Origin of the sequence: Brevibacterium luteolum (assembly GCF_013004595.1) — a bacterium.
In the GTDB taxonomy this organism is placed as follows: Bacteria; Actinomycetota; Actinomycetes; order Actinomycetales; family Brevibacteriaceae; genus Brevibacterium; species Brevibacterium luteolum.
Genome location: NZ_JABEMC010000003.1, coordinates 270,759 through 294,334, shown reverse-complemented (window position 1 = coordinate 294,334; position 23,576 = coordinate 270,759). Strand labels below are relative to the sequence as shown.

The window sequence follows — 23,576 nt, the reverse complement described above, 5'->3', positions numbered from 1 at the left end:
GAGCGCTCCTGCGCCCAGCTCATCACGCCAACGGGCCGCACACCTGCTCAGGTGTGCGGCCCGTTTCGTGACTCAGTTCCCGGTGCTGAGGGAAGCCGGAGCTGTGCTGCGGCTCAGTCGGTGCTCAGCACGATCTTGCCGAAGCGCAGGTTCGAATCGAGCTGCGAGTGGGCCTCTGCCGCCTCGTCGAGCGGGTAGACGGAGTCGATGATCGGGTCGATCGAACCGTCTTCGACCATATCGAGCAGGCCGGCGAAGTCCCGCGGGGAGCCCATGGCGGTGCCGAGCACGCGCTTGTGGGCCAGGTACAGGGTGCGGATGTCGAAATCCTCGACGACGCCCTGGTTCTCCGTCCCGCCGAGGGCGACGACGGCGCCGCCGGGTTTGAGCATCATGACCGATTCCTGCAGCGTCGAGCCCACGGAGTCGAAGACGAGGTCGGCCTCGCCGATCTCATCGCGCAACGTCAGCTCCCAGTCGTCGACCGTGTAGTCGACACCGGTGACGGCGCCGAGTTCCTTGGCGAGGTTGATCTTGTCGTGATTCGACGAGGTCACCGCCACACGCGCACCGGCCTTGACCGCCAGCTGCAGGGCCAGCAGCGAGAGCCCGGAACCGGCGCCGAGGATGACGACAGTCTGGCCCTTCTCAAGCTGCCCGACGGTGAACAGCGCGCGATAGGCCGTCACTCCCGACAGCGCCAGCGCTCCGGCTTCGGCCCAGGCCATCCGCTTGGGCTTGGGGTACAGGTTCTCTTCCGGCACGGCGATGAGCTCGGCATAGGTGCCGTCGCTCGGGCCGCCGAGGATGCTGAAGTCCGGGCCGGCGCAGGCATCGGAGTCACCCCAGTTGAGCGAGGGGAAGACGATGACCTCCTCGCCGGTGTCGCGGCGGACGCCAGCGGCATCGGAGCCGAGGATGAGCGGCAGGTGCGGGCGGTACTGCGGTCCGGCGCCTTCGCGGATGAGCGCGTCGCGCCGATTGATGCCGGCCATCTTGACCTCGACGAGGACCTTTCCATCTGCCTGCGGTTCGGGCAGTTCGGAACACTGCAGCACCTCGGGCCCGCCGTGCTCAGTGAGCTGGATTCCACGCATGACGTCTCCTTCCTGACTCTGCGTCCATCCTCTCATGCCGGCACTCCCCTGAGGCGGGTGGGCGCGCCTGCGACCAGGGATGTCTCAGTCTGCGGTCGGCACGCGTGAGATGCTCACGAGGCACAGATAGGGCAGCTCGAATGTGCCGGTCGTGTCGAATCCGGCCTCATGGGCCAGATAGTCGCGGATATTGGCCTCGACCCGGGAGCGGGTGCGCTCGTTGGAGCGCAGCCAATAGGACCGGGTGGCTGCCAGCTTGACGACGGTGTCGATGGTGACCGGTGTGGTGAAGAGGTGCTCCTGGGTGGGTTCAGTCGTAAACCCGTGCCCGAGGTGGGGCTGCCAGCCGGGCCGGTAGACGTCGCCTGCGTGCATGATCCGGGCCAGGCGCAGCACCCACGGGATGCGCACGTCGAGCTGGTTGTTCAGGATCGCCAGCCTGCCGCCGGGGCGCAGCACCCGGGCGATCTCCGCACCGGCGGCCTGCGGGTCGAACCAGTGCCAGGCCTGGGCGGCGGTGACGAGGTCGACGGAGGCATCCGGCAGCGGGATCGCCTCGGCGGTGCCGACGCGCACCTGGGCGGGATTGCGGGCGAGCAGCTGTTCATCCGGATCGACGGCAGTGAGTTCGGCGACCCGGTCATCGAGCAGTAGGTCGCGGCTCAGCAGCCCGGTGCCGGCCCCGAGGTCGCAGACATCGAACTGCCGGTCAGCCGGCCCGGCCAGCACAGCGTCGATGGCATCAGCCGGGTATCCAGGCCGGACGGCGTCGTAGAGTTCGGCGGTCGTGCCGAAGCGGCGCCCGTGGGCTGTCCGTGTCTGCTGTGGGATCTTGGGGCCCGCTCCGTAGCGCAGGTCGTTCTCGGCCGGCTGGGAGGTCACTGCTGCGTCTCCGGCGGCAGGTGGTAGTCGATGACGATGCCGCGGTGATCGGATCGGGAGATCTCCAGGATCTGCCCGCCGATCGGGTGCAGGGCAGCCCGATCGTAGACCTGGTGATCGATCTGCGCGCCGAGCAGGCCAGGCCAGCTGGCAGGCCACGTGCCGGCTCCGGCCGTCCGCAGGCTGCGGGCTGCATCCGCACAGCCCTCAGGCACTGCGAACGGGGCGTGGTCGAGAGTGGCGTTGAAGTCGCCTGCCACGAGAACGCTGCTGCCGGGCTGACACAGGCCCGTGGCAGCAGAGACGGTGCGCTGCCATTCGCGCTGGACCAGGCTGCGCTGGATCGGTGCGTGCGTGTGCACGGCATACATATCCCCAAGCCTGGTGCGCATGCCCACGAAGGCGCGCGACGCCTCGGGATCGGCAAGCTCTTCAGGTTCCAGGGAATTGTGCACGGCCAGCACCGTGCCGGCCTCACCGTCGAAGACCGCCCGGTGGGCGATGCGGTAGTCCCCGGCAAGACCACGCTGCTCAAGAGCCGCGACGAGGGTCTGCCGGTCGGTCTCCTGCAGGGCGATGACCCCTGCTCCCCTGGCGTCAGGGCCGAGCACATCATCAAGGCTGCCGGCGCCGAAGAACAGGTTCGCTGAGATGACCCGCAGATCACCGGGCACAGCGGGCAGCTGGGCCTGCGGGGTGCCGCCGCGCAGCCCGAGCACGCCGAGGCTGACAGCGACGAAGATGAGCGAGGTGGCGATGAACCCGGCGCAGAAGCGCACGCCGCGGCCGACGACGAAGCTCAGAGACAGCAGCGCGAGGACGACGATGAGGGCGGCGGTGGCCAGTGCGCGGAATGACTGCAGGTGGGCGATGCCGGTGACAGCACCGAGGACGAGGTGCTGGGGGAACCACATGAGCACACCGAGCACGACGGCTGTGATGATGCCCAGCAGCACGGGAATCAGCGGTGACTGGGCGCGTGGGGATTGTGGCACGCCAGTAGTATAGGAGACACCGATCTCGTCGCGCTGTGAGAGGATCTCCCCCATGTCCCTGACTGACCTGTCCCGTTCCGATCTTGAGGCTGCGCTGGAGCAGGCTCACGCCGACTACGAGGCGTTCGCCGGGCGCGGACTCGCCCTCGACATCACGCGCGGGAAGCCCTCTGCCGAGCAGCTCGATCTGGCCGCGGACATGCTCACGAACGTCACCGCTGATGACTGCCTGTCCCCCAGCGGCGTCGATGTGCGCAACTACGGCGGACTGGAAGGTCTCATCGAGCTGCGGGAGATCTTCGGTCAGCTGCTCAAGGTCCCAGCATCCCAGCTGCTCGCCCAGGGCAACTCCTCGCTCAGCCTTATGCATCAGGCGCTGAGCTTCGCCTGCCTGTTCGGCACCTCAGCAGGCACCACCCCGTGGGCCCAGCAGCCGCGCCGCATCCTGTGCCCGGTGCCCGGTTACGACCGTCACTTCGATCTGGCGGAGGCGCTCGGCTTCGAGCTCGTCTCCGTGGAGATGGACGACGAGGGACCGGTCCTTGAGCAGGTCGAAGAGCTGGTGGCCACCGACCCGACGATCAAGGGCATGTGGCTGGTGCCGATGTACTCGAACCCGACCGGCATCACCATCAGCAACGAGCGCGCACGCCGTCTCGTGTCGATGAAGACCGCAGCCGAGGACTTCAAGCTGCTGTGGGACAACGCCTATGCCCTCCACCACCTGCGCCAGCCGCACGCCGAGGTGATCGACATCCTGTCCCTGGCAGCTGAGGCCGGCAACCCGGACCGGGTGTGGATCTTCGCCTCGACATCGAAGGTCACCCATGCCGGTGCCGGTGTCGCGTTCTTCGGCGCCTCGGATGCCGACGTCTCCTGGTTCACCGGGCATCTCGCGGCCGCGTCGATCGGGCCGGACAAAGTGAATCAGCTGCGGCACCTGCGCTTCTTCGGTGATGCTGACGGGGTCGTCGACCATATGGTCAAGCATGCCGAGATCCTGCGCCCGAAGTTCGAGGCGGTCTCCCGGATCCTCGGTCAGCGCCTCGGCGACGATGACATCGCGACGTGGACGGATCCCAACGGCGGGTACTTCGTCACCGTCTCGGTGATGCCCGGCACCGCTGATCGGGTCGTCAAGCTCGCCGCCGAGGCCGGGGTCAAGCTCACCCCTGCTGGTTCGACGCACCCGTACAAGCTCGATCCGGACAACGCCGTCATCCGGGTGGCTCCGTCGATGCCGACACTCGAGGATGTCGAGACGGCCGTCGAGGGCTTCGCCGTGTGCGTGCGGCTGGCCGCCTGCGAGAAGCTGCTCGCCCAGGACTGACACACAAGACGCAAGCGCGGGTGCAGAGGATCGTCCTCTGCACCCGCGCCTGTCGTGTCAGCGTGTGGTCGCTGGGCGGTTCAGGCTGGGATCACCAGTCGTAGAAGCCCTTGCCGGTCTTGGCTCCGAGCAGGCCGCCGTCGACCATGCGCGAGAGCAGGATCGGCGGCTTGGCAGCCGGGTCGCCTGTCTCTTCGTAGATGCTCTGGCCGACGAACAGGCAGGTGTCGAGGCCGACCATGTCGGCGAGCTTGATCGGGCCCATCGGGTGCGCGCAGCCGTTGACCATGCCGGTGTCGATGTCCTCCTTGGTGGCGTGACCGGATTCGAGCATCCGGATGGCCGAGAACAGGAACGGGATGAGCAGGGCGTTGACGATGAAGCCGGGACGGTCATCGGAGCGGATCGGGGTCTTGCCGAGCACCTCGGTGGAGAGCTTCTCGATCTCGTCTGCCACCTCGGGCGCGGTGACGACCGAGGAGATGATCTCGACGAGCGGCTGCACCGGGGCGGGGTTGAAGAAGTGGAGGCCGAGGACGCGCTCGGGCCGCGAGGTCGCCTGGGCGAAGCGGATGATCGGCATCGACGAGGTGTTCGAGGCGAGGATCGCCTGCTCGTCGGTGACGATGGCGTCGAGTTCGGCGAAGATCTTCTTCTTGATGTCCTCGTTCTCGCTGGCGGCTTCGATGACGAGCTGGCGGTCGGCCATTTCGGAGAGCTCGGTGGTGAACGTGAGCCGGCCGAGGGCTTCGTCGCGTTCCTGTTCGGTCATCTTGCCGCGCTCGACGCCCTTGGCGAAGGACTTCTCGATGCGCTTGCGGCCGGCAGCCACTGCGTCGTCGTTGATGTCGCGGACGACGACGCTCAGGCCGGCGCGGGCGAGCACCTCGGCGATGCCCGATCCCATCAGGCCGCAGCCGATGACTCCTGCACGTTCAATGGTCACTGGTACTCCTTCGGTCGTTCTGTGTGCGCCGGGCGTGCTGCCCGGCGGTCTGTCTGTCGGTTCGGCCGGTGGTCTCAGCGGCCTGCCATGAACCAGTCGGTCCGGCGGATCGCCTTAAGTGCCTGCTTGCGGCGCTCGGCTGGCAGCGTCTCGATGTAGACGATGCCGTCGAGGTGCTGGGTTTCGTGCTGCAGCATCTGGGCGAAGACCTCCTCGCCTTCGACACGGATCTCCTCGCCTTCGACGTTGAGCCCGGTGACGGCGGCGTACTCCCAGCGCGGGGTGGGGAACCACAGTCCCGGCACGGACAGGCAGCCTTCGTCGATATCGCGCAGCTCGCCGCCGGTTTCGACGATGACGGGGTTGATGACATGGCCGATCCGCCCGTCGAGGTGGTAGGCGAAGATCCGCTTGTCCATCCCGATCTGGGGTGCTGCCACGGCGGCCCGGCCCTCGGGCACGGTCGTGTCCGCGAGGTCCTGGACCATGCGCCGCAGGCGGTCGTCGAAGACCGTCACCTCAGTGCAGCGGGTGCGCAGCACCGGGTCGCCGTAGCAGCGGATCTCCCGCTCAGCCATCGACCACCACGACGAGGTCGCCGCCTTCGAGCTGCTGGACTTCGCCGATCGCCACACGCGAGACGGTGCCGTCGATGTGGCTGGTGATCGAGGCCTCCATCTTCATCGCCTCAATGGTGGCAACGGTCTGGCCGGCCTTGACCTCGTCGCCGACCTTGACCTGCAGGGTCACGACGCCGGCGAACGGGCTGGCGACGTGGCCGGGGTTGGAGGTGTCGGCGCGCTCAGCGGTGGCGACGTCGACCTCGATGGAGCGGTCGCGCACCGACATCGGGCGCAGCTGGCCGTTGAGCGTGCACATGACGGTGCGCATGCCGCGGTCGTCAGCGGCGCCGACGGCCTGGACGCCCATGAGCAGCGCCTTGCCCTTCTCGATGATGACGGAGTGCTCTTCGCCTTCGTCGAGTCCGTACAGGTAGGCCTGGGTCTCCAGTACCGACAGGTCGCCGTAGGTCTCCCGCATCCGGTTGAATTCCTTCGTCGGGGCGGGGAACAGCAGCCGGTTGAGGGTCTCCTGGCGGGTGCGGCCGGGCTCGGTGAGCAGTTCGGCGTCGTGCGCGGAGAGGTCCTCGGTGGCCGGCTTGTGGGAGCGGCCGTCGAGAGCCTTGGTGCGGAACGGCTCGGGCCATCCGCCGGGCGGGTCGCCGAGGTCACCGGAGAGGAATCCGATGACCGAGTCCGGGATGTCGAAGTTCGCCGGGTTGTCTGCGAACTCCTTCGGGTCAGCGCCGACTGCCACAAGGTGCAGGGCGAGGTCGCCGACGACCTTCGATGACGGGGTCACCTTGACGAGGTGGCCGAGGATGTCGTCGGCAGCTTCGTACATCGCCTCGATCTCCTCGAACTTCTCCCCCAGGCCGAGTGCGTTGGCCTGCTGGCGAAGGTTCGACAGCTGGCCGCCGGGGATCTCGTGGCGGTAGACGCGTCCGGTCGGTCCCGGCAGGCCGGATTCGAACGGCTTGTAGACGTTGCGCACGGCCTCCCAGTACGGTTCGAGGTCCTCGACGCTCTTGAGCGACAGGCCGGTGTCCCGGTCGGTGTGCTCGAGTGCGGCCACGAGCGCAGAGATCGACGGCTGCGAGGTGGTGCCGGCGACCGAGGCGCTGGCGACGTCGACGGCGTCGGCACCCGCTGCCGAGGCGGCGAGCAGGGTGGCGAGCTGGCCGCCGGCGGTGTCGTGGGTGTGGACGTGGACGGGCAGGTCGAAGTTCTTCCGCAGCGCGGTCACCAGCTTGGTGGCTGCCGCCGGACGCAGCAGGCCTGCCATGTCCTTTATGGCGAGCACGTGGGCGCCGGCCTCGACGATCCGCTCGGCCAGGCCGAGGTAGTAGTCGAGCGTGTAGAGCTTCTCATCGGGGTTGTTGAGATCCGAGGTGTAGCACAGCGCGACCTCGGCGACGGCCGAGCCGGTACTGCGGACCGATTCGATGGCCGGGCGCATCTGCTCGACGTCGTTGAGGGCGTCGAAGATACGGAAGATGTCGACACCAGTGCGGGTGGCCTCGTCGATGAAGGCATCGGTGACCTCGGTCGGGTACGGGGTGTAGCCGACGGTGTTGCGGCCGCGCAGCAGCATCTGCAGGTTGATGTTCGGCATCGCCTCGCGCAGCTTCGCCAGGCGCTCCCACGGATCTTCGGCCAGGAAGCGCAGCGCCACGTCGTAAGTCGCTCCGCCCCAGCACTCGACGGAGAGCAGCTGCGGGGTCATGCGGGCGACGTACGGGGCGACGTCGAGGAGGTCCTTGGTGCGCACGCGGGTGGCCAGCAGGGACTGGTGCGCATCGCGGAAGGACGTGTCGGTCACCGCGAGGGTCTTCTCCTGGCGCAGACGCTGGGCGAATCCTTCGGGGCCGAGCTCGTCGAGCGTCTGCTTCCAGCCGGCTGGCGGGCCGCCGTCGAAGGAGACCTCCGGCAGCTTCTCGCTCGGGCTCAGGTAGACCGGCGAGTCGCCGTTGGGCTTGTTGACGGTGACATCGGCGAGGAATTCCAGCAGCTTCGAGCCGCGGTCGGCACCGACCTTGGCCTCCAGCAGGTGGGGCCGCTCTTCGATGAAGGTCGTTGACAGGTCTCCGCGCATGAAGGCGGGGTCATCGAGCACCGCACGCAGAAAGCCGATGTTGGTGGCCACACCGCGGATGCGGAACTCAGCGATGGCACGGCGGGCGCGGTTGACGGCCTGTTCGAAGTCGCGGCCACGGGTGGTGCACTTGACGAGCATCGAGTCGAAGTGAGCCGAGACTTCGGCGCCGGCGTAGACGGTGCCGCCGTCGAGGCGCACACCGGCGCCGCCGGCGGAACGGTAGGCGGTGATGGTGCCGGTGTCGGGACGGAAGGAGTTCGCCGGGTCCTCGGTGGTGATGCGGCACTGCAGGGCTGCACCCTTGATCCGCAGGGCATCCTGGGTCAGGCCGAGGTCGGCCAGTGACTCACCGGCGGCGATGCGCATCTGGGACTGCACGAGGTCGACGTCGGTGATCTCCTCGGTGACGGTGTGCTCGACCTGGATGCGCGGGTTCATCTCGATGAAGGCGTGCTTGCCGGAGCGCGGTCCTTCGGTTTCGAGGAGGAACTCGACGGTGCCGGCGTTCTGGTAGCCCAGCGCGCGGGCGAAGGCGAGGGCGTCGTTGCGCAGCGCCTCGGCGATCTCCTCATCAAGGTGCGGGGCCGGGGCGATCTCGACGACTTTCTGGTGGCGGCGCTGGATCGAGCAGTCGCGCTCGAAGAGGTGCACAGCCTCGGAGTTGTTGTCGGCCAGCACCTGCACCTCGATGTGGCGCGGGCGCTGCACGGCCTGCTCGATGAACACAGTCGGATCACCGAAGGCGCCTTCGGCTTCGCGCATGGCGGCCTTGAGTGCGTCGACGAGCTCAGTCTTGTTCGCCACCCGGCGCATGCCGCGTCCGCCGCCGCCGGCGACGGCCTTGACGAACAGCGGGTACTCCATGCCCTCGGCCTCACCGAGCAGCTGATCGATATCGGCTGATGGGCGGGTCGATTCGAGGGTCGGGATCCCGGCACGGCGGGCGGCATCGAGGGCCTGGACCTTGTTGCCGGCCATCTCGAGCACATCAGCCGACGGGCCGATGAAGGTCAGGCCGTTCTCCTCGCAGGCACGGGCGAGATCGGGGTTCTCGGAGAGGAATCCGTAACCGGGGTAGATCGCGTCAGCGCCGGATTCCTTGGCGACGCGGATCATCTCGTCGACGCTGAGGTAGGCGCGGACGGGATGGCCCTCCTCGCCGATCAGGTAGGCTTCGTCAGCCTTGAGCCTATGCTCCGAATTGCGGTCCTCATAGGGGAAGACGGCAACCGTGGAGGCACCGAGTTCGTAGGCGGCACGGAATGCGCGAACCGCGATTTCACCGCGGTTGGCAACGAGAACTTTGGAGAACATCAGGTATGACCGTTCCTCTCGGCGCCGACGGATGGTCGGCGGAATTCCTTTATCGGTTCCTAACTGTACTCAGGGCGGTTTCCGCCACCGTGCACAGGTTCCAGTTTGCTGCTCCAAGTGTACGGGCAGGGCCGGGCGCGGATGTGACCGGCCTGACGTCGAAGCGGTGTCCGTGGTCTTGGCTAGGCTGGCAGCATGCGGATCCTCCACACCTCTGACTGGCATCTGGGGCGCACCTTCTTCGGTGTCGACCAGACCGCCGCGCAGCGTGCGTTCCTCAACCATTTGCTCGACGTCGTCGCTGCCGAGCGCATCGACGCAGTGCTTGTCGCCGGGGACGTCTACGATCGAGCGATCCCTCCGGCTGATGCTCTGACGAACTTCGATGAGACTGTCACTGCGCTCCTCGATTCCGGAGTCCGGGTCATCGCCACCAGCGGCAACCACGATTCGTTTATGCGGCTCGGCCACGGGCGCCGCACCCTCGATCATGCCGGCCTGCACATCCGCACCCGGATCTCCGATCTCACCTGGCCGGTGCTGCTGGGCGGCAGTGCGTCCTCGCCCGAGGCGGTGGTGTACGGGATCCCGTATCTGGAACCTGGACTGGTGGCCGGGAAGTTCGGGTGTGCCCGCAGCCATGAGGCGGTGCTGGCACACGTCATGGACCTCATCCGCACCGATCACCAGCAGCGGTACCCAGACGCCTTCCTCATCGTCGCAGCTCACGCTTTCGTCGGCGGGCAGTCGCTGGCCAGCGAATCGGAGCGCTCGATCGACGTCGGTGGCGTCTCGGTCGTCTCCGCTGATGTCTTCGCCGGTGCAGATTACGCGGCTCTCGGGCATCTGCACCGGCCCCAGGACGTCACCGACATCGTCCGGTATTCCGGGTCCCCACTGCCGTACTCCTTCACCGAGGCCAAGACACCCAAGCGGATGCTGCTGCTCGACACCTCGGGCCCGGAGCTCAGCGTCGAGAGCATCGCCCTACCTGCTTTCAGCGATGTGCGCACCCTGCGCGGCACGCTTGAGGAGGTGCTCGAGACCGGGCGGGCGGCACGTGCCGATGGCGAAGATCTCACCGAAACCCTCGTGGCCGCCGAACTGACCGACCCGGCTCGGGTGACCGGGGCACTCGGCCGGCTGAAGGAGACCTTCCCGCAGCTCATCAAGATGACCTGGGTCAATGCCGCACAGCCTGCACAGGCACATGAAGCAGCAGCGCAGGGCAGCGTCGAACGCACTGACCGCGAGGTGTTCTCCGACTTCATCTCTCATGTCACCGGACAGCCGGCTGATGTCGAGGATCTCGCCCGCTTCGACTCAGCGCTGCTGGAGCTGCGGGAGGCGACGTCATGAGGATGAACTCGCTGCAGATGCAGGCTTTCGGTCCGTTCCCCGGCGCACAGGCCGTCGACTTCGACGAGCTCGGTGCTGATGGTCTGTTCCTCATCAGCGGTCCGACCGGGGCAGGCAAGACGACGATCCTCGATGCGCTCGCCTTCGGGCTCTACGGCACCGTGCCCGGGGCGCGCAGCGACGCTGAGGACTACCGCAGCCATTACGCCGATCCTGACACCCCGACCTACGTCGAGGTCGAATTCACTGCGCAGGCACGGCGGTGGAGAGTCCGGCGCAGCCCGCGCTACATGCGCCCCAAGAAGCGCGGCACCGGTATGACCGAGGCGAAGGCGACCGCTGAGCTGTCGGTGTTCAACCCGGAGTCGGGGCACTGGGATGGGATCGGCCGCACCGTGTCGGAGGTGCAGGCGGAGATCAACCGGGTGCTCGGGCTCAAGGCCGCCCAGTTCATGCAGATCGTGCTGCTCCCCCAAGGCGAGTTCGCCCGTTTCCTGCGGGCAGATCCGATCGAACGCGAGCCCATCCTCAGGCGGTTGTTCAACACCGAGCACTTCACGGATCTGGAGTCGATCCTCGAGGCACGGGCCCGGCAGGCGCGTGCCGCACTCGATGCCGTGTCACAGGAACGGCAGACGCTCATGCGCCAGGCGCAGGGCAGCTGCGGCGAGGATCTGCCGATCCCGACCGCGGCCCATCCGAGTGTCGCCGATGTCGATGCCGTGCTGGGGGCGGCGGTCAGCGTCGTGCGCGAACGGATCGACGTCTTCACTGAGGTGCTGCAGTCTGCGCGCACGCGCTCTGCCGATGCCGAAGCGGCTGCCGACGCAGCAGCGGCACGTCAGGCTGACCGTGAGAAGCTCACACAGCTGCGCAGCCGGCAGGAGGCCTACGCCACCTCTGCTGACGAGCGCGCACGGCTGTCCCAGCTGCAACGCCAGGCGATCAAGGCAGAGAGCGTCGCACCGTACGGACGTGAAGCTGACCGTGCCGTCCGCGAACAGGAAGCGGCAGAGAAGCACCACACCGCAGCGCTGACGGCTTTCAGCACAGAACTTTCTGCACTCCCCCGCCAGCCTGAGACCACCTCTGCCGAACATATCGTTCAGGCAGCTGGCGACGGTCAGCGCGCGGCGGCCAGCATCGCCACGCACCTGACACGCGTCGCTGACCTCACGCGTGAGCGCACCGACCTCCAGCAGAAGCAGACGGCCGCAGCCGGCCGGGTGGCCGAACTGGAGGAGAAAGCCGCTGCCCAGGATGCCGCACTTGATGAGCTCAACGCCCGGCTTGAGACTCGCAGTGACGTCCAGCGGGAATACGACCGGCTGCTGCGCGCACTGGAAGCCGCTGCGATCCGCCAGCAGCGCGGCGACGAGATCACCGCCGCCGAGCAGCAGCGCGACAAACAGCAGGAAGCGCTGAAGGACAGGCAGGCCGAGGAATCCGCCGCCAAGGACACCTACGCCCGCATCCGTTCGACCCGTCTGGCCGGTATCGCAGCAGAACTCGCTGCCGAGCTGACATCGGGACACGCGTGCTCCGTTTGCGGTGCCACCGAACATCCCGCACCGGCAAAGCCCACCGACGACACGGTGACGAAATCTGACGAGGACGCAGCGCTGAACGCGTGGACTCAGGCGCAGAACGCCACCAATACCGCACGCAGCACGCTGGCAGAGTCGCGCGCCCGGATCACTGCCCTGACCCGCAGCCTCGACGAGCTGGCAGGTGAGGACGCAGCTGTCTCGCTTGCCGAACTCACTCAGGCACGCGACACCGCCGCACAGACACTTCGCGAGCTCGATCAGGCACGCAGAGAGCGTGACGAACTGCAGCAGAAGCGAGTCGCGCTCGAACAGCAGCAGGCCTCAGCTCGGGAAGACGCCCAGACAAGCGCCACCCAGCTGTCGGCAGTCGGCGGCCAGTTGAAGCAGCTCGATGACGTGGTCTCAGGCGACCAAGCAGCGGCTCTGCATCCGTTCGGGTTCGAAACCCCCGACACCTCCGCGGCTGCTGAGGAGTGCGCAGCTCAGCTGCAGCGCTTGCGCAATGCCGGTGAAACGCTGATCCAGGCACAGACGAAGCGAGAAGACACAGCCGCCGAGTCGGCCGAACGCCGAGACGCGTTTGAGACGGCACTGACTGAGGCCGGCTTCACCGACAGAAACGATTATCAGGAAGCCCGCCAGATCGATAAGACTGGAGTCGACAGCGCTCTGCGCGCCGCTGCTGATGAGGCCGCCCGGATCGCAGAGCTGACAAGCCAGGACTGGTACTCGCCCGCCTGCGCTGACACAGCATCAGACGAGGAGCTGATAGACAGTGTCGCCGTCACCGCTGAGCAGCGCACGACCGCCGCCTCCGACGCCGAGCATCTGGGTCAGCTGCTGGCGGTGCACAGACATGATGCCGCGGATCTCGTCCAGCTGCGCGAGCGCTTCCTGCACACCGCCGCCGAGGTGGAAGCCGAGGTCGCACAGCGCCGTGGAGACGTCGCCCTTGATGGCATCGTGCGCGCCACCTCCGCTGACAACCTTCACCGGCTGCCGCTGAGCTCATATGCCCTGCTGTCGCTGTTCGTCGAAGTCGCACATAATGCCTCCGAACGATTGCAGACGATGAGCGGCGGTCGGTTCACGCTCATCCACGACCTCTCCCTGCACCGACGGGAGAAGCGCGCCGGCCTCGGCCTGCAAGTGCTCGATACGTTCACCGACGAACCGCGCGATCCCCGCTCACTCTCAGGCGGCGAGACATTCATGGCCTCATTGGCCCTGGCGCTCGGGCTGGCCGACACCGTGGCGGCCGCAGCCGGCGGCATCAGATTGGATTCGCTGTTCATCGACGAAGGCTTCGGCTCGCTCGATCCTGACGCACTGGCCCAGGTTCTGGAGGTGCTGGACGAGCTGCGCGCCGGTGGACGATGTGTCGGAGTCATCTCCCACGTGCAGTCCATGCTGCAGTCGATTCCCCAGCAGCTGCGCATCGAGCGGAGCCCCACCGGATCGACGATCACCCACCGCTCCTCCCCTGGCGGCTGAGCGCACTGCGCTGAGGTCGGACCTCCTGAGGTCAGCACAGATGGTGATCTGTTGAAACTGCTGGCCACCTGCCGGGCGAGGTCCGTGACCGCGATGTGCGAATCGGATACCGTAAGAGTGTGCTTGTGCTCAGCGTCTCTAGTCTCAAAGGTGGGGTCGGCAAGACCTCGGTGACCCTCGGTTTGGCCTCTGCTGCCTACAGCCGCGGCATCCCGACCCTGGTGATCGATATGGATCCGCAGGCGGATGCCTCGACAGGCCTCGACATCCCGGTGCGCACCGAAGTCGACATCGCCGATGTCCTCGCTGCACCGCGCAAGCGGATTCTCGAACGCGCCGTTGTTCCCAGCGGTTGGGTCGGCGATCAGCGCGGTCATATCGATGTGATCTCCGGATCGCCCCGCGCTGCCGAGTTCGATCAGCCCACCTTGTCGCTGCGCTACCTGCGTCGACTCTCGGAGGCCATTCATAAGGCCGGGGCCGGCTATCGCCTCGTGCTCATCGACTGCCCGCCTTCGCTCAATGGCCTCACTCGCGCTGCGTGGACCGCAAGCAGCCGCGTGCTCATCGTCACCGAGCCCGGGCTCTTCTCCGTCGCCGCAGCCGACCGCGCGCTCCGCGCCACCGACGAACTGCGTCGCCGCACCGCTAGCGACCTGCAGCCTCTGGGCATCGTCGTCAATCGCGCCCGGCTGCAGTCCCGCGAGCACTCCTATCGCATTGACGAGCTGCGCGAGATGTTCGGCCCATTGGTGGTCAACCCGCCGATACCCGAACGCACAGTTCTGCAGCAGGCTCAGGGATCCGCGCGTCCGATCCACTCCTGGCCGGGCAAGCCGGCAGCCGAGCTCGCTGCAGCGTTCGACAAGATCCTCGATCGCGCGCTGCGTTCCGAACGCATCCGCCGCAAAGCAGATGCCAAGGCCACCCCGGCGTCGTCGGCTGCGTCTGGCGGCTCCGGAGATGCACAGCGGTCCGACGCATCTCTCACAGCAGATGAACGTCCGTCGACTGCTGCCGAACTGCACGGCGATTCCGGCAAGCAGGGCCAGGCAGCGACAGTAGACAGCGCTGCGCAGGCGACAGACTCTGCCACCAGCTCCCCTGCCCCGGCCGATGGGGCCGAGAGCAGGAAGTCGGCAGGCCTCGCAGCCGAAACAGCCTCAGCACCGGAAGCACAGGCCGAATCCGACCAGGCTGACCGAGTCGCCCAGGCTGACCGAGTCGCCCAGGCTGACCGAGCCGCCCAGACTGACGGAGCCGACCGGGGCGAGGAGACGACACCGTCACAGGCACCATCTCAAGCAGTCTCGGCAGGAGATGCGCGCTCGACGAAGGACCCGGACACCCCGACGACACCGAGTGCCCCGGCTGACACGGTCGCAGCCGACAGCTCTGATCCAGCTGAAGAAAGGCACCGTCGCGATCAGCGCCCGTCCCGCAATGACGGTGCCCATCCGCAGCCGCCGAAACCGAGCTCAGCTCCCACGGTCGGCAGCCAACCCACCGGATCGACGCCACCAGCACAGCCGCAGTCACGGCAGGACGACGCGGGAGTGGAGACCGCTGCTATGCCGCTCGTCGACCCTGGTTCCGGCCCCGTTCCGATCCATGAGCCGGCCGGAGGGGAAGAGGCATTCCTCACACGGCGGCAGCTGCGTGAGCGCCGCGAACGTGAGAAGAACACCAGGCGCAAGTGGTTCGGCCGCTGAGCAGCTGAGCAGGGCAATCGCGGATCGGCGCCTCTTCACTCCGTGAAGAGCGAAGCGGCCGGGAGCAGTCTGCTCCCGGCCGCTTCGCTGTGACGACGTTGTTCAGTTGGCCTTGCGGCGCTCACGAAGCTGCGCAAGCTCATCGACGAGCGGCAGCTCGTCCTCCGGACGCTCGCTCGGCAGCTCAACCAGCGAACCTTCGACCTCGCGGAAAACGCTTCCCACCGCGATGGCGAAGACTCCCTGACCTCCCTGCACAAGGTCGATGACCTCATCAGTCGACGTGCATTCGAAGACGCTGGATCCATCGCTCATCAGAGTGATCGTGGCAAGATCCTGCACACCGCGTTCCCGCAGATGCCCGACTGCCGTGCGGATCTGCTGAAGACCGACGCCGGTGTCGAGGAGGCGCTTGACGATCTTGAGAACGAGAATGTCGCGGAAGCTGTAGAGACGCTGCGATCCCGAACCGGTGGCAGTGCGGATCGAAGGGACGACGAGATCGGTGCGTGCCCAGTAGTCGAGCTGGCGGTAGGTGATGCCGACAACCTTGATGACTGTCGTTCCGCGGTAGCCGGCATCTTCGTCAAGGTTCGGCAGATCGTCATCGAACAGCAGACCTTGAGCTGAAGGCGGCACGGCGGGCGCGGCAGCCTGTTCCTGACTTGAGCGGTTCACACCGACTCCTCCTTTTAGCCCCTAGGGGAAGCGAAGTCGCATTCCGGTTTGCGGCAGTGTCACAATTCTACCGCATGACCCTCGAGCGACTCGGGGTTAACGTACACATCGAACCTACTGGCTGAGTTTCCCCTGGCCAAACACCTGCCGATAACGATTTGCGCGTGTCGCCGTTATCGAAGGAATCGAACGACTTTCGACCCCGTTGGACAGTCGGGAGACAGGCGATTCAGGCCGTCGCGTCGCCGGATGGCTGTTCGTCCGCCTTCTTCGCAGCGAGCAGCTTCGTTTTGGCTGACGAGGCATAGGTGTCGATGTACCGCTGACCCGATAGGCGGAGGATCTCGTACATGATGTCGTCAGTGATCGAACGCAGGAGGAACCGGTCGCCGGCCATGCCCTCGTACTCGGAGAAGTCGAGCGGCTCACCGAAGACGACGCCGATCCGGCGCAGCCGCGGCAGCATTCGGCCCACCGGCTGCACCTTGTCGGTTCCGATCAGCGCCACCGGCACAACCGGCACACCGGCTTCGAGGACAAGACGCGCCACACCGGTGCGCCCGCGGTAGAGGTTGCCGTCAGGGCTGCGTGTGCCTTCCGGATAGATGCCGAGCAGATTGCCGCCGTTGAGGACTTTCAACCCGGAGTGCAGAGAGGCTTCGGAGGCCGAACCGCCGGACCGGTCCATGGGCAGCTGGTTCGTCAGGCGGAAGAACCACCGTGTTGCGGTGCCTTTGACGCCTCTGCCTGTGAAGTAGTCCTTCTTGGCCAGATACACGACGGGTCGAGGTGCGACGAGCGGCACGAAGATCGAGTCCATGAACGACAGATGATTGCCGGCGATGATCGCCCCGCCGGACTCGGGAATGTTCTCCAAGCCACGCACCCACGGGCGGAAGAGCGCACGCAGGAAGGGCCCGACGATGATGCGCTTGAGCAGCCAGTAGAACACTCGACCCCTCTCGACGAGTCTGAGTCACGAACGAATCCGAGACTACTACAACGCCGAGGTGAGCAGGAAAACGCTCGCAGCCGCCCGCCCTCGCCGCAGCGACCATCGGTCTGCACGCTCATCCACTGTCAGAGTCACTCCTTGTATGGCAGTCTGGTGCCCATGTACGACAATGCCTCTGGCGACGATCACGACCTCCACGCAGCCATCGACATCCGTTCCCGGTCTGCGTCGACCGCTGTGCTCTTCATCCACGGCTTCACCGGCTCTCCAGCGGTCTTCGCCGATGTTGCGCGCGAGGTCGCCAGCCGAGCCGATGTGTCAGTGAGCGTGCCGAAACTTGCAGGACATGGCACCACCTGGCAGGAGATGAGCGGGACTCGCTGGCAGGACTGGCTTGCCGATGCTGAATCCGCACTGCTGGAATGCGCTGATGAGCACGACACCGTCATCGTGGTCGGCCTCTCGATGGGCGGAGCACTCGCCCTGACCTTGGCAGCCGAACACCCCGACCTGGTTGATCGACTCGTCCTCGTCAATCCAGCGCTGTACGTCGACTCCCCTCTGGCGCCGCTGACGCCATTCCTTCGGCACGTAGTGACATCTGTTCCCGGCATCGGCGGCGACATCGCGCTGCCCGGAGCAGCTGAGCACGCCTACACGCAGACGCCGGTGGCCGCAGTGGCCTCATTGCACCGAGAGTTCAAGCACGTCCGCCGCCGCCTGTGGCAGGTGACGGCACCGACAACACTGTGTCTCTCCACTACCGATCATGTGGTTCGCCCCCGCTCCGCCCGCCTGCTGCGCCATGCCCTGCTCACCTCGCCACGTGTCGTCATGCTGCGGCGCAGCTACCATGTGGCCACGGTCGACTACGACGCAGAGATCATCGTGCGCGAGATTCTCAGCGCAGTGAACGCCGCCAGCCAGGCCCGGACGAGCTGAGATGTCTCCTTCGGCACGCGACGACCACTCCTCATCAGACGACGACAGGTTCGAGCCCACGTGGGACGCCCTGGATGACAGCGAGCGCATTGACGATACCCAGTGGAAGGACCTCGTCTCCGGCATCAATCGCGACCAGGGGTTCGTGCCGGAGATGTCCACCGATGAGATCCGCGATGCGCTAGCAGACGACGAGGAGTGGGAACCGCCGGACCCCGGCCCGGTCGGCTGGCGCACCGCCTCCCCGCTCTTCATGCTCGGACTCGTCGGGCTCATCGGCGGAATCGCTGCGCTGGTCCTCAGCGCCTTTCTGTTCCGCGGGCTGCCTGGTTACGCCCTCGTCGGGATCATCGTGGTGATACTGCTCAGCACCTTCGCGCTGATCCGGCATCTCCCCCAGTACCGCTCACCTGAAGACGGAGACGGCGCGCAGGTCTGAGCACGTCGCTCAGCCGCTGGGAACTCACGACTCAGGCACCTCGGGCATCTCGGACCAACGAGCCGTGGAAGCTGGCAGGACGCATTTCTGTGGTGGCATCATCAGGTCCGAGGCTCACGATCTGCGGGACGAGGCCCGCGTCTCCGAGGATCGCAAGCGCCTCCACCTCACACTCCTCCAGCGCATCCGGGCTGGAGAGAATCCAGTCCGGACGCTGAGCAGGCAGGCGATCCATCGGATTGGGCTGTCTGGCGACATCACTGCGGTCGATTGCTGCCGCCAGGCAGTTCGGAGCGGGACAGTCGATCCGTCCGGCTGCGTCGACGACGTGGTCAGGGTGGGTGCATTCGACAATCATGGTCAGCTCCTCAGGTCAGTGCTGTGTCGATGAGCGGGCACCATTGACGCTACGGGCACCCACTGACATCGCCTGTCGATCCGGTCATTGCGACGCCGTCCATGGCGTTGTCTGAAGCGCGTGACATCATGTTCCTATGCCAGCCAGCCACCAGCCACCGCTGTTCGATCAGGCGTCGCAGCCCCGCAGCGGACAGCTCTCCTTCGCCGATGTGGGCACGCCCCTGCACGACGTCACCTTCGTGACGGTGGACCTGGAGACAACAGGTGCCCACGCACAGCGCGAGGAGATCACCGAGATCGGTGCGGTCAAGACCCGCGGCGGTGAGGTGGTTGGCGAGTTCTCCACCCTGGTGCGCCCCGAGCAGGCGGTCATCTCCGCTTTCGTCGAACGTCTCACCGGCATCACCAATGGAATGGTGGCAGGCGCACCGACGATTCATGCTGTGCTGCCGAGCTTTCTGGAATTCAGCCGCGGAGCGGTCTTGGTCGCCCACAACGCAGGGTTCGACATCGGCTTCCTCAAAGCTGCCTGCGCGCGCCTGGACTATCAGTGGCCGAACCCGCACGTCCTCGACACCGTTCGCCTGGCACGTCATGTCGTACCCCGACCAGAGGTGCGCAACCACAAGCTGGCGACGCTTGCGCAGCACTTCGCCACCCAGACGCCGCCCACTCATCGTGCTCTCGACGATGCCAGGGCCACGAATGAGATCCTGCACCACCTGTTCGAGCGCTTCGGCTCGTACGGAATCACCACCCTCGAGGAGCTGGGGACCGTACGCACCTCCGGTTGGCAGAAGCGCCAGCGGAAATCGCACCTCGCGCGCGATGTGCCCGCACTGCCGGGCGTCTACATGTTCCTCGACGGTTCGCGCCGCACACTGTACGTCGGCACCAGCCGGAACATGGCCACGCGCGTGCGCCAGTACTTCAATGCCGGGGAGACGCGCGGACGGATGACCGAGATGGTCACCGCAACGCAGGAAGTCTCGACACTCGTATGCGAGACGGTCGTTGAGGCCCATGTGCGCGAAGTGCGGCTCATCGCCGAGCTGCAGCCGCCGTACAACCGGCGCTCGAAGAACGCCGACAAGCGCGCCTGGCTGCGCCTGACAGACGAACCGTATCCCCGCTTGTCGGTGACGAGGACTCCTCCCGCTTCCGACAGACCGGAGCGGTATCCCCGCCTGGGACCGTTCAGATCACAGGCAACCGCACAGCGGATCAAGGACACTCTGGAACGCGTCGTCACCGTCAAGCGGTGCACGCAGTCAGCTGCCGCAGCCCGACGAACCCCGTGTGCAGCCGCAGAAATGGGACGCTGCACAGGTCCGTGCATCGGGCAGAGCCAGGAAGAATACCGCGCAGAGCTGAGCGACCTCGCTGCCTTTCTCGGCGGCGATTCGACCGGTCTGCTCGACCAGATCCGCCGGGCGATGATCGATGCCAGCTCCGCGCAGCGCTACGAACGCGCCGCCGAGATCCGTGACCTCGCGGCTGACCTGCTGCGGACAACCGTCTCCGATGAACAGCGTCGCGGGCTCTACGCAGTGCCGGAGCTCATCGCCGCTCAACCCCGCGAGCAGAAGAACCCTGCGGCCGGTCTCGACGTGGCCCTGATCCGCTACGGAAAGATGGCCGGCAGCGCGCACGTGACACACCCGACTCGGCTTCGAGAGGTCGTGTCGGCTCTGCGCCTGACGGGCGAGCACGTCGATGCGCCGGTTCCAGGGACTGGCAGCACGTACGAGGAGGAGACCGATATCCTGCTCCGCTGGCTGCAGCAGCCGGGTTCCCAGCTCCTGTCAGTCACGGGAAACTGGTGCGCGCCTCGAAGCGGGCACGCCTTCGGCTTGCACACCAGCGGCTTCGCCGCCGCAGGCAGCGCCAGCCAGCAGTGAAATGCTGAGCGGCTCAGCCCTCTGCGGGTGCCTCGTCGCGGCCCGAGAGACGCCGCGAGGCAGCGATGAGCTCTTGCAGCTTGTCGTACGCTGCGCCGGAGTCGAGATGCTCGCGCGCGATCTCGATCTTCGCCGCCAGACGCTCGGCGAAAGGCCCCTCCGCAGAAGAGTCAGCAGCGACGAGTGCGGCAGCAGAGTTCAGCAGCACGATGTCGCGCACTGGTGAGAGCTCTCCGGCCAGCACGCTCTGGATGGCCTGCGCGTTGAATGCCGGGTCGCCACCCCGCAGGTCGTCCTTTGTCACCCGCGGAAATCCGAGGCTGCAGGCATCGAATTCACTGTGCGTGATCGAGCCGTCGCGGACTTCCCACACGTCGTTGACTGCAGTGTTGCTCAGCTCATCGAGGCCGTCCTGCGAGCGGAAGACCACTGCCGAGTCACCGCGGCGGGCGAGGACACCGGCGACCAATGGCGCCATCTCCCGGCTTGCCACGCCGACCGCCGTGGCACGGGTGCGAGCGGGATTGGTCAGCGGCCCCAGGATGTTGAATGCCGAGGGCACCTTGATGGCCCGGCGCACCGGCGCGATGAAGCGCATGGCCGGGTGATAGACGTTGGCGAAGCAGAAGGCCATGCCGACGTCGTCGGCAAGCTGGCGCGATTGCTCAGGAGTCAGGTCGAGCACGAGGCCAAGCGTTTCGAGCACGTCAGCCGAGCCCGAGGCAGAGGAGGTCGCCCGATTGCCGTGCTTGACGACACGCTGGCCGGTCGCAGCGATGATGAACGAGGCAGTCGATGAGATGTTGACGGTCTTGGCCCGGTCTCCGCCGGTGCCGACGATGTCGACGGCGTCGCTGAGGCCCTCCAGCGGTACGGCATGGCCCATCATCGCCTCGACAAGACCGGTGATCTCCTCCACCGTCTCCCCTTTGGCGTGATGGGCGACGAGGAATGCCGCCATCGTCACATCCGGGACACTGCCGGACATGATCTCGTCCATCGCCCACCCGGCGGTCGCCGCGTCGAGGTTCTCCTTATTCATCAGAGCCACGAGCAGATCCGGCCACTCCCGCACACCGGAGACGGTGGCAGGAGCATCGGCTGCAGAAGGAACGGCAGACATAGGGGCCTTTCGAGTTGGTGCGTATCATGCGGACAGCGGCCAGGCTGTCACCGGAACATCCTACGCGCCACTCGCACAGCACACCGAACCCGTTTCATCGCAGTCTCTGCGCAGCCGGCGATCCGAGCCTCTGCCCGTCTCCGCCTCGGTACCGGCCGCTGATGTGCGGCGATGCCGTTTCGCAGCTCTTCGGGACTCCCGACACGCGCACGTTGCAGAGTCGTGACGAACCGACCGGCCGCGAGTTCTCGCTGGAAATTCCACACGCTGTAGAAAAACTCGCTCAATTAGCTGAGCAAAAGGTGAATTTATCCTGCGGACAGGGTAATAATGGAGGCGTGTCTACTGCCACTGCAACTTCAACAGCGCCGGTTCATCCAGTCGTAAACAGGCCCAACACGACGACAGTCGGGTTCATCGTGTGGCTGTCGAGCGAGCTGATGTTCTTCGCCGCGCTCTTCGCCATGTACTTCACAGTCCGGTCCGTTGTACCTCAGATGTGGGAGACGGAGACCGCTAAGCATGACGTCGTGTTCGCATCGATCAACACGTCGATCCTGGTGCTTTCATCGGTCACCTGCCAGCTGGGTGTCTTCAAGGCTGAGCACTTCAAGCCGCGCCGCACCGGCGGGCTCATGAACATCGGCTCGTGGGGCATGATCGAGTGGTACTACCTCTCCTTCATCCTCGGCTCGATCTTCATCGGCGGCCAGGTCTTCGAGTACGCCACCCTCGTCTCCGAGGGCATCGCAATCAACTCGAACGCCTACGGTTCGGTCTTCTACCTGACCACCGGCTTCCACGGCCTCCACGTGCTCGGCGGACTCATCGCGTTCCTGCTCGTCATCGGACGCGCCCACGCCGCAAAGCGCTTCGGCCATCGAGAAGCGACGTTCGCCATCTGCATGTCGTACTACTGGCACTTCGTCGACGTCGTGTGGGTTGGCCTGTTCTTCGTCATCTACATCTTGATGTGACGCGCCCGTAAGACCTCGCCCCTGGCAACTGCAACAAAAGGACTAACTAGTGAAGCTTCTAGCGGAACGACGCCGGCACCCCATGGCACTCGTCGTGCTCCTGCTCGTCGGCCTGCTCCTCACCGGAGGCGCATACGCCGCATTCACCGGAACGAGCACTGCGAACGCTGAAGAGTACTCCGCCTCAGACGTTGAGGAAGGCGAGAAGCTCTTCGTCACGAACTGCGCGACATGCCACGGCATGAGCGGCGAGGGCACCGAGAATGGCCCCGGCCTCATCGGCGTCGGCGCTGCTGCTGTCGACTTCCAGGTCGGGACCGGCCGCATGCCGCTGCAGATGATGGGCCCGCAGGCCCAGGTCAAGCAGCCCCAGTTCAGCGAAGAGCAGACCCGTCAGATGGCTGCCTACGTCGCATCACTCGGCCCCGGACCGGCAGTTCCGGAGGACGAGTACCTGGATCCCTCCAAGGGTGATGTCGCTGCCGGCGGTGGTCTGTTCCGCGTCAACTGCGCAATGTGCCACAACGTGGTCGGCGCCGGCGGCGCCCTGACCCGCGGCAAGTACGCTCCGAGCCTCTCCGGTGTCTCCGAGAAGCACCTGTACGAAGCCATGCAGACCGGTCCGCAGAATATGCCGATCTTCAATGACGCCAACCTGACTCCCGAACAGAAGCGCGATGTCATCGCCTACATCAAGGAAGTCACCGAAGAGACCGAGCCCGGCGGCTTCTCCCTGGGCTCGATCGGACCGGTGTCCGAGGGTCTGTTCATCTGGTTCTTCGGCCTGGCAGGCGTCATCGGCATCACGATGTGGCTGTCCTCGCGTTCGAAGTAACCCTCAAGTTTTCATCCGTATCGAGTAAT

General features: G+C 66.1%; 19 protein-coding genes. 9 read left to right on the top strand and 10 right to left on the bottom strand.

The features are described 5' to 3' along the window. Positions 1–113: 113 nt before the first annotated feature. The 3 genes from HLA91_RS06860 to HLA91_RS06850 form a co-directional block, all read right to left on the bottom strand. Positions 114–1,097 carry a quinone oxidoreductase family protein gene (locus HLA91_RS06860; protein ID WP_170274082.1) on the bottom strand — a complete coding sequence of 328 codons (984 nt, stop codon included), beginning with the start codon at positions 1,095–1,097 and terminating at the stop codon, positions 114–116. 84 nt (positions 1,098–1,181) lie between these two features. Next, positions 1,182–1,979, bottom strand: a complete 798-nt coding sequence (locus HLA91_RS06855; protein WP_338076734.1) for a class I SAM-dependent methyltransferase — start codon at positions 1,977–1,979, stop codon at positions 1,182–1,184. Further along, positions 1,976–2,974, bottom strand: a complete 999-nt coding sequence (locus HLA91_RS06850; protein WP_170274081.1) for an endonuclease/exonuclease/phosphatase family protein — start codon at positions 2,972–2,974, stop codon at positions 1,976–1,978. The genes HLA91_RS06855 and HLA91_RS06850 overlap by 4 nt, the downstream gene beginning before the upstream one ends. A gap of 52 nt (positions 2,975–3,026) precedes the next feature. On the opposite strand from HLA91_RS06850, the gene HLA91_RS06845 reads away from it, so the two are divergent. Further along, entirely contained in the window at positions 3,027–4,304 is a 1,278-nt protein-coding gene (locus HLA91_RS06845) for an aspartate aminotransferase type Ic (RefSeq protein WP_170274080.1), read from the top strand. A 91-nt stretch (positions 4,305–4,395) separates the two neighbouring features. On the opposite strand, the gene HLA91_RS06840 is transcribed toward HLA91_RS06845, so the two are convergent. From HLA91_RS06840 to HLA91_RS06830, 3 genes are all read right to left on the bottom strand, one after another. Beyond that, the gene (locus tag HLA91_RS06840) at positions 4,396–5,250 is read right to left on the bottom strand and encodes a 3-hydroxybutyryl-CoA dehydrogenase (RefSeq protein WP_170274079.1); all 855 of its coding nucleotides are present in this window, start codon (positions 5,248–5,250) and stop codon (positions 4,396–4,398) included. A gap of 74 nt (positions 5,251–5,324) precedes the next feature. After that, entirely contained in the window at positions 5,325–5,828 is a 504-nt protein-coding gene (locus HLA91_RS06835; RefSeq protein WP_170274078.1) for a peptide deformylase, read from the bottom strand. Further along, a complete protein-coding gene (locus HLA91_RS06830) occupies positions 5,821–9,222 on the bottom strand; it encodes a pyruvate carboxylase (RefSeq protein WP_170274077.1) in 3,402 nt (1,133 codons plus the stop codon). Before HLA91_RS06830 ends, HLA91_RS06835 begins: the two co-directional genes overlap by 8 nt. A gap of 195 nt (positions 9,223–9,417) precedes the next feature. Here HLA91_RS06830 and HLA91_RS06825 point away from each other — a divergent pair, with 195 nt between their 5' ends. The 3 genes from HLA91_RS06825 to HLA91_RS14190 all read left to right on the top strand — a co-directional run bounded on the left by HLA91_RS06825 (position 9,418) and on the right by HLA91_RS14190 (position 15,337). Next, on the top strand, positions 9,418–10,581 hold the full coding sequence (locus HLA91_RS06825) for an exonuclease SbcCD subunit D (RefSeq protein ID WP_170274076.1): 1,164 nt from the start codon (positions 9,418–9,420) through the stop codon (positions 10,579–10,581). Next, positions 10,578–13,625: an AAA family ATPase gene (locus HLA91_RS06820; RefSeq protein WP_170274075.1), complete on the top strand. Its 3,048-nt coding sequence runs from the start codon at positions 10,578–10,580 to the stop codon at positions 13,623–13,625. Before HLA91_RS06825 ends, HLA91_RS06820 begins: the two co-directional genes overlap by 4 nt. Before the next feature lie 119 nt (positions 13,626–13,744). After that, a complete protein-coding gene (locus HLA91_RS14190) occupies positions 13,745–15,337 on the top strand; it encodes an AAA family ATPase (RefSeq protein WP_170274074.1) in 1,593 nt (530 codons plus the stop codon). Between the two features lie 102 nt (positions 15,338–15,439). Here HLA91_RS14190 and HLA91_RS06810 read toward each other — a convergent pair whose 3' ends face one another. Beyond that, on the bottom strand, positions 15,440–16,015 hold the full coding sequence (locus HLA91_RS06810; RefSeq protein ID WP_102160020.1) for a MerR family transcriptional regulator: 576 nt from the start codon (positions 16,013–16,015) through the stop codon (positions 15,440–15,442). Between the two features lie 229 nt (positions 16,016–16,244). Next, positions 16,245–16,967 carry a 1-acyl-sn-glycerol-3-phosphate acyltransferase gene (locus tag HLA91_RS06805; RefSeq protein WP_170274073.1) on the bottom strand — a complete coding sequence of 241 codons (723 nt, stop codon included), beginning with the start codon at positions 16,965–16,967 and terminating at the stop codon, positions 16,245–16,247. 162 nt (positions 16,968–17,129) lie between these two features. Here HLA91_RS06805 and HLA91_RS06800 point away from each other — a divergent pair, with 162 nt between their 5' ends. Further along, entirely contained in the window at positions 17,130–17,912 is a 783-nt protein-coding gene (locus HLA91_RS06800; RefSeq protein ID WP_170274072.1) for an alpha/beta hydrolase, read from the top strand. A gap of 1 nt (position 17,913) precedes the next feature. Beyond that, entirely contained in the window at positions 17,914–18,351 is a 438-nt protein-coding gene (locus tag HLA91_RS06795; RefSeq protein WP_170274071.1) for a hypothetical protein, read from the top strand. A gap of 31 nt (positions 18,352–18,382) precedes the next feature. On the opposite strand, the gene HLA91_RS06790 is transcribed toward HLA91_RS06795, so the two are convergent. After that, on the bottom strand, positions 18,383–18,709 hold the full coding sequence (locus HLA91_RS06790; protein WP_170274070.1) for a hypothetical protein: 327 nt from the start codon (positions 18,707–18,709) through the stop codon (positions 18,383–18,385). A 136-nt stretch (positions 18,710–18,845) separates the two neighbouring features. Between HLA91_RS06790 and HLA91_RS06785 the strand changes: the two genes are divergently transcribed. Further along, on the top strand, positions 18,846–20,612 hold the full coding sequence (locus HLA91_RS06785; RefSeq protein WP_170274069.1) for a DEDD exonuclease domain-containing protein: 1,767 nt from the start codon (positions 18,846–18,848) through the stop codon (positions 20,610–20,612). Positions 20,613–20,625: 13 nt separating this feature from the next. On the opposite strand, the gene trpD is transcribed toward HLA91_RS06785, so the two are convergent. Beyond that, positions 20,626–21,735: an anthranilate phosphoribosyltransferase gene (gene trpD, locus HLA91_RS06780; protein WP_170274068.1), complete on the bottom strand. Its 1,110-nt coding sequence runs from the start codon at positions 21,733–21,735 to the stop codon at positions 20,626–20,628. Between the two features lie 338 nt (positions 21,736–22,073). Between trpD and ctaE the strand changes: the two genes are divergently transcribed. Then, positions 22,074–22,712, top strand: a complete 639-nt coding sequence (gene ctaE, locus HLA91_RS06775) for an aa3-type cytochrome oxidase subunit III (protein WP_259844526.1) — start codon at positions 22,074–22,076, stop codon at positions 22,710–22,712. 49 nt (positions 22,713–22,761) lie between these two features. Further along, positions 22,762–23,547: a cytochrome bc1 complex diheme cytochrome c subunit gene (qcrC, locus tag HLA91_RS06770; RefSeq protein ID WP_170274066.1), complete on the top strand. Its 786-nt coding sequence runs from the start codon at positions 22,762–22,764 to the stop codon at positions 23,545–23,547. The last annotated feature ends 29 nt before the right edge of the window (positions 23,548–23,576 follow it).